The following is a 10797-nucleotide window of genomic DNA, read 5'->3' as shown; positions in this document are numbered from 1 at the left end:
GTCCGGACAGCGCACGGCGATGTTCGCGACTGGTCTGCGACTCACGGTGCGTCGCGGGGACGGCACGTTCGCCGTGATCACCGACTACCGCAGGGAGGAAGCCTTCGGCGCGACCCTGAAGCCGGGTCGTTATCGCGCCCGCCTGACCGCGCAGCGCGTCCGGATGGTCTCGCTGCCCGGCCCCGAGGTGCGCTTCGTCGTCAGACGCTGAGCCGGCGCTCCTCGAGCACCGAACGGACCGGGCCCTCGTCGTACCGGCTCACACGGGCCGCTCGACCCGCCCGCCCCACGACGCGGCGCCATCGACGCGGAGGAGGTGGCGCACCGGGTGCGCCACCTCCTCCGCCTCGTCCGGGCCCTCGCACGGCGTGGCGATCGCCTCTCGTCAGTGCGCCATGTCCACGAACCGCGAGTAGTGGCCCTGGAAGGCGACGGTGATGTCACGGGTCGCGCCGTTGCGGTGCTTGGCGACGATCAGGTCGGCCTCGCCGGGGCGGGTCGACTCCTTCTCGTAGGCGTCGTCGCGGTGCAGCAGGACCACCATGTCGGCGTCCTGCTCGATCGAGCCCGACTCACGCAGGTCGCTCATCATCGGGCGCTTGTCGGCGCGCTGCTCGGGGCCACGGTTGAGCTGCGAGAGGGCGATGATCGGGACGCCGAGCTCCTTGGCGAGCAGCTTGATCTGCCGGGAGAACTCCGAGACCTCGAGCTGGCGCGACTCGACCTTCCGCCCGGACGTCATGAGCTGGAGGTAGTCGATGACGATGAGGCGCAGGTCGTGGCGCTGGCGCAGCCGGCGGGCCTTGGCCCGGATCTCCATCATCGTCATGTTGGGTGAGTCATCGATGAACATCGGCGCCGAGGAGACCTTGCCCATGTGGCGGGCCAGCTTGTCCCAGTCGGAGGAGTCCATCTTGCCGTTGCGGATGTGGTTGAGCGGCACCTTGGCCTCGGCCGAGAGCAGCCGCATGGTGATCTCCGAGCGCGTCATCTCGAGGCTGAAGAAGACGCTGGCCAGGTTGTTGTGGATCGAGGCCGCCCGACAGAAGTCCAGCGCCAGCGTCGACTTCCCCATGGCGGGTCTCGCCGCCACGATGATCATCTGACCGGCATGGAGACCGTTGGTCAGGTCGTCGAAGTCGGCGAAACCGGTGGGCACGCCGTAGATGCCGCCTTCGCGGTTCTCGATGGCCTCGATCTCGTCCAGGACCCCGTCCATGATGTCGGAGAGCGGGGCGTAGTCCTCGCTCGAGCGACGGTCGGTGATCGTGTAGACCTCGGCCTGGGCGCGGTCCACGATCTCGTCGACCTGCCCCTCACCGGCGTAGCCGTACTGAGCGATCTTGATGCCGGCGTCGACCAGGCGTCGCAGGATCGCCTTCTCGCGGACGATCTCGGCGTAGAACGACGCGTTGGCCGCGATCGGGACGTTGGCGGCCAGGGTGTGCAGGTAGGGGGCGCCGCCGATGCGGGCCAGCTCGCCGCGGCGCTGCAGCTCGGCAGCCACGGTGACCATGTCGACCGGCTCACCGCGACCGAAGAGATCGATGATCGCGTCGTGGATGGTCTCATGGGAGGGCCGGTAGAAGTCCGTGCCGCGCAGTGCCTCGGAGACGTCGGCGATGGCGTCCTTGGAGATGAGCATCGAGCCGAGCACCGACTGCTCGGCGGCCATGTCCTGGGGCGGCGTGCGGTCACCGGGACGACTGGGTCGCTCGCCTGGCGCGTAGGCGACCGGGCCGTCGCCCCACTCCTCGAACGGAGGCTCGGGCATCCCCCGGGTGTCGGAGTCGGTGACGCTCAACGCGGGTCCCCTCGTGCCCGGATCGAGCGCCCGGGCGATGGCTGGTGATCGGTCGGACTGGGCGGTCGACGCCACGCTAGGTGGCGGCACCGACACCCGGTCAGGTGCGTGAACCTACGGGCCCGGGGCACCTCGGCGATAGCGCCCTATCCACAGGCCCTGGGGATAACTCGGGTCAGCCCGTGGACGACACGCTGGGAACTGTGCAGGGCCTGGGGAGCAGCCTGTGGACTACCTGCCCCAAATGGGGGACGTCACCCTGCTGACCTGCACAAACGCTGTCCCAGACCTGTGCACAGGAAATAGTTCACGGCCGATCTCGTTCATGTGTCGTCCATCTCCCCGTGGGGGGATCGTTTGTCGACATCGCGATCTCCCCGGGGGCTTTCCACAACCCGGGGCGAGTTATCCACCGGTCACTATCAGACAATGGTGGGGTGCGTCAGGAACTCGACAAAGAAATCTGGAGGTTGTCGGTCCCGGCGTTCCTGGCGCTGGTCGCCGAGCCGCTGTTCCTGCTCAGCGACGCGGCCATCGTGGGCCATCTCGGCACCCCGGAGCTGGCCGGCCTCGGCATCGCTGCCGTCGTCCTGCAGACCGTGGTCGGCCTCTGCGTGTTCCTCGCCTACGGCACCACGGCCAGCGTCGCGCGCCACCTCGGCGCCGGCAACCGACCCGCCGCCCTCGCCCAGGGCGTCGACGGGGTCTGGCTCGCGGTCGGCATCGGACTGGTCGCCACCTTCGCCGGCGTCACGCTCACCGGCCCGCTCGTCGGCCTCTTCGGCGCCGGCGAGGTGGTGACCGACCACGCGGCGACGTACCTCCGCCTCGCCTTCCTCGGCGTCGTCCCCCTCCTCGTCATGCTCGCGACGACCGGCGTCCTGCGGGGGCTGCAGGACACCCGCACCCCGCTCGTGGTGGCCGTCGCGGGCAACGCCCTCAACATCGTGCTCAACCTGGTCCTGGTCTACGGCGTCGGGAGCTGGACGGGCCTCGGCATCGCCGGCTCCGCGCTCGGCTCGGTGCTGGCCCAGGTCGCCAGCGCGGCGGCGCTGCTCGCGGTCGTCACCCGGGCCGCCCGCGCCGAGGGCGCCCCGCTCGGGCCGGACCTGCGCGGTATCCGTGCCGCCGCCCGCGCCGCCGTGGCCCTGGTCATCCGCACGCTCACGCTGCGCGCCGCGCTGCTCGTCACGACGTACGCCGTCACGATCGGTGCCAGCTCGGCCGCCGGGCGGGCAGACCCCGCCATCGACCTGGCGACCCACCAGCTGGCCCTGACCCTGTGGACCTTCCTGGCCTTCGTGCTCGACGCGATCGCGATCGCCGCGCAGGCGATCACCGGACGCTACCTCGGCGCCGGCGACGTCGAGGGCACCCGAGCGGTCACGCGCCGGATGGTGCAGTGGGGGGTGGTGAGCGGCATCGTCACCGGGGTGCTGCTGGCTGCTGCCAGCCCGGTGCTGGGCCGGCTGTTCACCGACGACCCGGAGGTACAGCGACTGCTGGTGCCGGTCCTGCTCGTCGCGGCGCTCGCGCAGCCTGTGGCCGGGGTGGTCTTCGTCCTCGACGGCGTCCTCATCGGCGCCGGCGACGGCACCTACCTCGCCTGGGGCGGCCTCGTGACCCTGGTCGCCTACGTGCCCCTGGTGCTCGTCGCCGCCCACCACGTCGGCGGCCTGGTGATCGTCTGGGCGGTGTTCTGCGCCGCGTTCATGGGTGCCCGCCTCGTCGTGCTCACCCTGCGCGCCCGGGGTGACGCCTGGCTGGTCACCGGCGCCCCTACAGTGTCGCCATGAAGCCCCTCCAGTCCGCCGCGATGGGCTTCATCTTCATCGCGCTCTACGCCCTCTTCAACGGCTACGACGCCTATGCCGACCCCGTCGGCTGGGTGCTGGTGCTGCTCGGCGTGCGGCGCCTGCCGCCCGTCACGCCGCTGCGCTTCGCCACCCTGTACGTCGGGTGCCTGGCGCTGGCGGTCTCCGTGCCGTTGTGGTTCCAGGGGCCGCGCGAGGCGCTGGCCGACCTCGACCCGTCGCTGGCCTGGGCGGCCGACCTGCCGGCGTTCGCCTGCTCGGCCCTGCTGTGCCACGGCCTGGCCCAGGCCGCCACCGCGGCCGACGACCCCCGCCCCGCGCGGTGGCTCAGCACGGTGCGCACCGTCCTGGTCGTCGTGGCCGTCGCACCGGTCCTGGTCTTCGGCGCCGGCCTCGAGCAGCTCGCCGGACCTGCGACGGCCGCTGCTCAGCTGGGCTACCTCGCGCTGATCTGGTTCCTCTTCAGCTATTCGGGGCGCACGTGGGCCGGGGCCCCGATCGTGGAAAGCGCCACGCCACCGCCAACTCCTTCGTAGCCTGGGATCGCCCGCAGCGTTATACCCCCCGTCGCTTGCGTCCCGTTCCAGGAGAGCCCATGTCGAACCCCCGTCCCTCACGTCGCCGTGCCGCCACGTTCGCTGCCGGCATCCTCGTCGCCGGGCTGCTCCCCGCGCTCACCGTCGCCGGCCCCGCCTCGGCCGAGCCGGGCTGCACCATCGAGCAGAACGGGTCACCCCTGCCGTTCCCCGCCCCGGATACCCCGGTCTGCGACGACACGACGCCTCCGGACACCAAGATCACCAAGACGGTCCCCGACCCCAACAGGGCCGACTACATCAAGGGCAAGAACGTCACCTACACGTTCGCGGCCGTGGCCAGCGACGGTGACCCGGGTCCGTGGTCCTACATGTGCCGCCTCGACGGAGCCACCGCCGGGACGTGGAAGCCCTGCGGAGACCCGGAAGGCACCACGTCCCCGCAGAGCGTCACGTACAGCAACCTCGACGACCTCAAGAGCAGCGGTTACACGTTCCGCGTCTACGCCATCGACACCCCCGACGCTGCCAACACCTGGTCCGACGGCTCGCTCTTCGGCGGCGCGACCGAGGACCCGGCCATGCCCGACGACGACAGCGCGTCGCCCGCCTCGGCAGGCTTCAAGGTCGACACCGCCGACCCGTCCACCTTCATCTTCGGCGAGCCCGACACCTTCGACCCGATCCGCCCCGAGCTCCCCATGGTCCAGTCGCGCAACATCCAGGTGCGGCTCACCTCGAGCGAGAGCCGGGCCGGCGAGGGCGCGACCTACGACTGCACGCTCAACGACGTCAAGGTCCCCTGCCAGGAGGGCTTCACCAGCCTGAAGAACCTCACGCCCGGCAACAAGACCTTCGAGGCCACCGCGACCGACCTTGCGGGCAACAGCAGTAAGAAGCCCGCCACGATCGTCTTCGCCGTGCCGCGCAACCTCAAGACCACTCCGGGCTGGCGCCAGGTCAAGGAGGAGGGCTACTTCGCGGCTGACTACCTCGAGGCCCGCACCGTCGGTGCCACCCTGGTCACCAACCCGGTCCAGGTGCGCGAGCTGCGCCTGATCGCCCCCGCCGGCCCCAACCTCGGCCGGATCGACCTCCAGATCGGCAACGGCCAGCGCCGCACGATCAGCCTCTTCGCGAAGACCTTCACGCGCTTCAAGGTCTACGTCATCCGCGACGAGTTCAGCCCGCTGGCCAGCGGCAAGATCACCATCCGGGTCAAGTCGCTCGGCCCGAACAAGGTCGCCCGCATCGACGCGCTGCTGATCCAGCCCGTCGGCGGCCGCTGAGCCGCACCACCCGTCGTACGCCGCGTGGGCGCGGCTTGTCCGGGTCGTGTGCCGCGGAGCGCGCCGATCCGCTGGCTGCGGCACACGACTGCGTGACGGGACGACCCCCGGGTCGGCGCCCACTCTGGTCGTGTGCCGGAGAGCGCGCCGGACCGCTGGCTGCGGCACACGACCCATCGCGCCGCGACCACCGCGCACCCCCACCATGACGAACGAGGCCGCCCTCCCGAAGGAGGACGGCCTCGTCGAGGTCGTACGTGGTGCGAGAGGTCAGGCAGGGATGACGTTGAGGGCCACCGCGGCGGACACCTCGTCGTGCAGCTTGACGGAGACCTCGTGGTTGCCGAGCGCCTTGATCGGGTTGGTGACCACGATCGTGCGCTTGTCGACGGCCTCGCCCGAGACCTCGGCGATGGCGTCGGCGATGTCGGCGACGGTCACGGCGCCGAACAGTCGACCGCCCTCGCCGGCGCGGACCTTGACGTCGACCGGAGCGGACTCCAGCTTGGTCTTGATCTGCACGGCGTGGTCGTGGTCGCGGACCGAGCGCGAGGAGCGGGCAGCCTTGATCGAGGCGACCTGCTTCTCACCGCCGCGGGTCCAGCGGATCGCGACGTTGCGCGGGATGAGGTAGTTGCGGCCGTAGCCGTCCTTGACCTCGACGATGTCGCCGGGGGCACCGAGACCGGTGACCTCCTGCGTGAGGATGAGCTTCATGGTGGTGTCTCCTCGCCTTATCGACCGGTGGACGAGTAGGGCAGCAGGGCTACCTCACGCGCGTTCTTGACGGCGATGGCGACGTCGCGCTGGTGCTGGACGCAGTTGCCGGTGACCCGACGCGCGCGGATCTTGCCGCGGTCGGAGATGAACTTGCGGAGCAGGGCGGTGTCCTTGTAGTCGACACCGGTCGCCTTCTCCTTGCAGAACTGGCAAACCTTCTTCTTGGGCTTGCGAATCACTGCCTTGGCCATTGTGGTGCTTCCTCTCTAGAAGCCCGGCCCCGCACGCGGATGCGTGACGACGCCGGAATGGTTCGGGTTGATTGCGGTGGGGTGGTGCGGTGGATCAGAAGGGAGGCTCTTCGGAGCCCACGCCCGGGGCGCCCCAGGGGTCGGACGCCGGAGCGCCGCCCGCGGGACCACCGGCGGCGGGACGAGCCGGGGACGCGGTGGCCCACGGGTCGTCGCCGCCCTGGCTGCCGCCGCCGGAGGGCTGGCCGCCGCCGTAGCCGCCGCCACCTCCTCCGGAGCGGGAGGCGCGGGTGACCTTGGCCGTGGCGTACTTCAGCGACGGGCCGACCTCTTCGACCTCGATCTCCATGACGGTGCGCTTCTCACCCTCACGGGTCTCGTACTGGCGCGACTTGAGCCGCCCCTGCACGACGACGCGCATCCCCTTCTGCAGCGACTCGGCGACGTTCTCCGCCGCCTGGCGCCACACAGCACAGGAGAGGAAGAGGGCGTCGCCGTCCTTCCACTCGTTGGACTGCCGGTCGAAGGTGCGCGGGGTCGAGGCGATCCGGAAGTTGGCGACCGCGGCACCCGAGGGGGTGAAGCGGAGCTCCGGGTCGTCGACGAGGTTGCCGACCACGGTGATGATGGTCTCGCCTGCCATGAGGGTCTCCCTAGTTGATCCGTGTTGGTGATCCGATGTCTGCGTCCAGGCTCATCCAAGCCCTGAGCGCCGACATCCGGAAGTGGTCGTCCACAGGGGACGACCCGAGCTCACGTGAGCGAGCGGGCTCCGGGCCGGATGACCTTGGTGCGCAGGATGGCCTCGTTGAGCGTGAGCTGACGGTCGAACTCCTTGACCGTGGCGGGCTCGGCGCTCAGCCGGATGACGGCGTAGATGCCCTCGGCGTTCTTCTTGACCTCGTAGGCCAGCCGACGGCGACCCCAGACGTCCACGTTGTCGACGGTGCCACCGTCGTTGCGGATGACGTTGAGGTACTTGTCGAGCGAGTCCTGGACGGTTCGCTCTTCGATGCTCGGGTCGAGGATGACCATGACTTCGTAGTTGCGCAAAGCGGAACTACCTCCTTCGGACTTGGCGGCCACGGTCTCTCCGTGGCAGGAGGGGTGCTGCGTTTCATCTCGTGACGGCACCCGTCGATGGGGCGTCACGAAGACAGGCAAGGTTAACAGCGCGCGCAGACCCTGTGGAAATCGCGGACCGGACGGTCCGGGAGGTGCCTAACGTCTCGAGCATGTACGACGCACGCGCACCGCTGGCGGGTCGCTACCGGCTGCTCGACGAGATCGGCGCTGGCGCGACGGGGTCGGTGTGGCGCGCCTGGGACCTGCGCGAGGGGCGCCACGTGGCCGCCAAGGTGCTCGGTCGTGCAGACGATGCGCTGCTCCAGCGCTTCGTGCGCGAGCAGGCGGTGCGCATCCAGCACCCGCACGTCGTCGCCCCTGCCGGCTGGGTCGCCGACGACGAGCGGGTGCTGCTGACGATGGACCTCGTCCCCGGCGGCTCGCTGGCGACGCTGCTCCTCGCGCACCCCCGGCTCCCCGAGGGCGTCGTCGCCGAGCTGCTCGACCAGCTCCTCCAGGCACTGACGGCGGTGCACGCGGCCGGCGTGGTGCACCGCGACGTCAAGCCGGCCAACCTGCTGCTCGAGCCCACCGGCGACGGGCGCCCCCACCTGCGCCTGGCGGACTTCGGCGTCGCAGGCTTCCTGGGCGGGAGCCGGCTGACCCGCGACGGCCCGATCGGCACCTACGGCTGGGCCGCCCCCGAGCAGGAGCGGGGCGCCCCGCCCGACCCGCGGCAGGACCTCTGGGCCGTCGGGGTCCTGGGTCGCCTGCTCCTCACCGGCCAGGACCCGGCCCGGCCCGCACCGGGGGCGGTGCGCCCGCGGGGGCGGCTCGGCCCCCTCCTCGACGCCCTGACCGAGCCCGACCCTGCGCTCCGGCCGGCCACGGCCGCCGTCGCCCTTGCAACATTGCGCCGACTCGGCGTACCCCCGCCGCAGGCGTGGCCGCACGTCCCCGACCACCTCGGCCCCGCTCCCGCACTGCCTCGCGACCCGTCGCACGACCGGGCGCGACTCCTGGTCGTGCTGGCCTGCCTGTGCTTCGTCACGGCGATCGTCCTCAGCGCTGCCGCGGCCCTCGTCGCGACCTGAGGAGCAGGCCCCAGCCCGCGAGGAGCAGCAGCACCGCCGCAGCGAGCAGCAGGACGACCACGAGCCAGCCCTACTGGAAGGCGAGCGGGTTGTCGACGACCGGCTGGCCGTCCTCGCCGACGACGAAGGTGCCGACCATGCCGGGCTCGCCCTCGGGCACCTCGAAGGGCACGTAGATGCAGACCGCGTCGCGACCGAAGGACCAGGTGTCCTGGAGCGAGCCGATCTGGGTGCCGCCGTCGAGGGAGGTGAGGGTGACCCCGATCGGGGTGCCGTCAGCGAGGCCGGCGATGACGTACTCGGCGTAGACGGTCTCCCCCGGCGCGACGCTGAGGATCTGCGGCTGCTCGACCGTGCTCTCCCCGGCGCACTCGCCCTGCTCCCCGTCGCGCACCCAGCCGGCCGCCTGGAAGTCCGCGTCGACCGGCGGGTCCTCGACGACCGGGAGGTCCTCGACGAACGGCGACACGTAGGCCGGGTCGCCCCCCTCCTCGGCGATGCGCAGGACCTCCTCGGCGAGGTCGACGGGGCGGATCAGTGCCGAGCCCTGGGTGATCGCGCCGGCGTCGGAGGAGCCGGCGGTGATCACGGCGGTGTTGATGCCGATCAGCTCGCCGTCGTCGTTGATCGAGGGGCCACCGGAGTTGCCCGAGCCGAGGCGGACGTCGCTGTCGATCAAGCCGCGCTCGGTGCCGATCACCTCGTCGGCCTGGAATGTCGACACCACCCCGCGGGTGACGGTCAGCGGGCGGTCGAGCGAGGCGGTCACGTTGCCGATCGAGGGGTAGCCGAGCGCGGTGATCTCGTCACCCGTGCGCAGGTCGGCGCTGTCGCCGATCGGCAGCGGCTCCGGGAGGTCCATCGCCGTCCCGTCCACGGGGTTGCCGTCCGCGTCGGCGACGATCTGGAGGACCGAGAGGTCGAGGTAACCGTCGGTGACGATCGGCTCCGCGCGGAACGCCGCGGTGGCCGGCTTGTCGTCCTCGGGCGAGGTCAGCGAGACCAGCAGGTAGTCGGGGTCGGGGGTCTCGCTCGCGCCCTGTCCCGGCGCCGACGGCTGGGCCACGTGGGCGTTGGTGAGGATGAGCCCGTCGTCGCTGATGATGCTCCCGGAGCCCGAGTGGGTGGGGGTGCCGGTGTCGTCGACGGCGATGAGGAACACCGCGGCCGCCTTGGCCCGCGCGAGCGCCACGTCGCTGAGTCCGCCCTGCGCCGCGACCGGCGCGGGGTCGTCGTCGCCGCCGAGCACCACCGCGGCCGTGATCCCGCCGCCCAGCAGCACCAGCGCGACGACGGTCGCGCCGACGACACTCATCGTGCGCCGCCGCTTCTTCTTGACGATCGCGGCCGCCGCCTGGCCCGCCGCCACGACGGGCACGATCTCGAGCTCCAGGCCCGCGGTCGGATGGCCGAGCAGGATCTCCACCGGCTCGGTGATCCGGAAGGTCGTGATCCGCTCGCCGTCGACGTAGGAGCCGCTGGTCGAGCGGTCGACCCACCACCACCCGTCGGGGCGCGGCTCGACGACCGCGTGGAGGCGCGAGACCGCGGCGTCGTCGGCCACGACCTCGAAGCTGGGGTCTCGACCGATCCGCACGGCCTGATGGGTGCCGAAGCGCAGGTCGGCCCCGACACGGCGGCGGACGAGGAGACCGGGCCCACCCCCCTGGCCGCCCGGCCCCGGCCGCATCCCGGGACCAGTGACGATCGTCTGCGCGAGCATCGGCGGCGGCTGGTAGGCCGGCGGGCCGGCGTACGGCCTGGCGCCGGGAGGCGGCACGGGTGCGCCCGGAGGGCCGGGGACGTAGGGCGGTGGGACCGGTGCGTACGCCGCGCCCGGTGCCGCCGGCGTCGTGCCGGGCGCGGCGGGCGACGGGGCGGGCGCCCCGCCGGACACCGTCACGGTGAGCGCGAGGCCGCCGCCCTGGGCGCCGAAGCTCACGGCGGTGGTGCCCGTCAGCAGGGCGCGCGGCACCCGCTGCCCGTTGACCCACGTGCCGTGGGAGCTGCCGAGGTCCACGACCTCCCACCCGTCGCCGACCGGGCGGATCTCGGCGTGCTGGCGCGACACGGTGGGGTCCTCGGCGACGACGTCGCACCCGACCTCACGGCCGATGCGGAAGACGCGGGGCGCATCGGCGCTCCACGTCTGCGTGGAGGACTGGATGCTGATGGCGCTCATGGCGACCTCCTGGTGCGGGACGGGCTGAGCCTAGGCGCATCC

At 71.6% G+C, this 10797-nt stretch carries 11 protein-coding genes; 5 read left to right on the top strand and 6 right to left on the bottom strand.

Annotated features, from left to right (window positions below):
- Window positions 1-211 (top strand): hypothetical protein (locus RMN98_RS00360; RefSeq protein WP_309646811.1); only part of this gene is annotated, 211 nt, incomplete at its 5' end.
- 174 nt (window positions 212-385) lie between these two features.
- Here the strand turns inward: RMN98_RS00360 and dnaB are convergent.
- Window positions 386-1774 carry a replicative DNA helicase gene (gene dnaB / locus RMN98_RS00355; RefSeq protein ID WP_309646812.1) on the bottom strand — a complete coding sequence of 463 codons (1389 nt, stop codon included), beginning with the start codon at window positions 1772-1774 and terminating at the stop codon, window positions 386-388.
- A gap of 467 nt (window positions 1775-2241) precedes the next feature.
- Between dnaB and RMN98_RS00350 the strand changes: the two genes are divergently transcribed.
- From RMN98_RS00350 to RMN98_RS00340, 3 genes are read left to right on the top strand one after another with little or no spacing between them, the layout of a single operon-like run.
- A complete protein-coding gene (locus RMN98_RS00350) occupies window positions 2242-3600 on the top strand; it encodes an MATE family efflux transporter (protein WP_309646810.1) in 1359 nt (452 codons plus the stop codon).
- Window positions 3597-4154, top strand: coding sequence for a hypothetical protein (locus RMN98_RS00345; protein ID WP_309646809.1), 558 nt, complete (start codon window positions 3597-3599; stop codon window positions 4152-4154). Before RMN98_RS00350 ends, RMN98_RS00345 begins: the two co-directional genes overlap by 4 nt.
- A gap of 59 nt (window positions 4155-4213) precedes the next feature.
- A complete protein-coding gene (locus RMN98_RS00340; RefSeq protein ID WP_309646808.1) occupies window positions 4214-5443 on the top strand; it encodes a hypothetical protein in 1230 nt (409 codons plus the stop codon).
- Window positions 5444-5713: 270 nt separating this feature from the next.
- On the opposite strand, the gene rplI is transcribed toward RMN98_RS00340, so the two are convergent.
- The 4 genes from rplI to rpsF all read right to left on the bottom strand — a co-directional run bounded on the left by rplI (window position 5714) and on the right by rpsF (window position 7467).
- On the bottom strand, window positions 5714-6160 hold the full coding sequence (rplI, locus tag RMN98_RS00335; protein WP_309646807.1) for a 50S ribosomal protein L9: 447 nt from the start codon (window positions 6158-6160) through the stop codon (window positions 5714-5716).
- A gap of 17 nt (window positions 6161-6177) precedes the next feature.
- Window positions 6178-6414, bottom strand: a complete 237-nt coding sequence (rpsR, locus tag RMN98_RS00330) for a 30S ribosomal protein S18 (protein WP_091025292.1) — start codon at window positions 6412-6414, stop codon at window positions 6178-6180.
- A 94-nt stretch (window positions 6415-6508) separates the two neighbouring features.
- Complete coding sequence (locus RMN98_RS00325; protein WP_309646806.1) at window positions 6509-7057, bottom strand: single-stranded DNA-binding protein; 549 nt, start codon at window positions 7055-7057, stop codon at window positions 6509-6511.
- Window positions 7058-7167: 110 nt separating this feature from the next.
- Window positions 7168-7467, bottom strand: a complete 300-nt coding sequence (gene rpsF / locus RMN98_RS00320) for a 30S ribosomal protein S6 (protein ID WP_309646805.1) — start codon at window positions 7465-7467, stop codon at window positions 7168-7170.
- Window positions 7468-7649: 182 nt separating this feature from the next.
- Here rpsF and RMN98_RS00315 point away from each other — a divergent pair, with 182 nt between their 5' ends.
- Complete coding sequence (locus RMN98_RS00315; protein ID WP_309646804.1) at window positions 7650-8573, top strand: serine/threonine-protein kinase; 924 nt, start codon at window positions 7650-7652, stop codon at window positions 8571-8573.
- A gap of 70 nt (window positions 8574-8643) precedes the next feature.
- Here RMN98_RS00315 and RMN98_RS00310 read toward each other — a convergent pair whose 3' ends face one another.
- Window positions 8644-10755 carry an FHA domain-containing protein gene (locus RMN98_RS00310; RefSeq protein ID WP_309646803.1) on the bottom strand — a complete coding sequence of 704 codons (2112 nt, stop codon included), beginning with the start codon at window positions 10753-10755 and terminating at the stop codon, window positions 8644-8646.
- Between the last annotated feature and the right edge of the window lie 42 nt (window positions 10756-10797).

The sequence above is a fragment of the Nocardioides sp. genome, assembly GCF_031397825.1.
Lineage (GTDB): Bacteria > Actinomycetota > Actinomycetes > Propionibacteriales > Nocardioidaceae > Nocardioides.
Note: the sequence above shows the minus strand (reverse complement) of the source record. Positions and strands in the feature narration are given on the sequence as shown.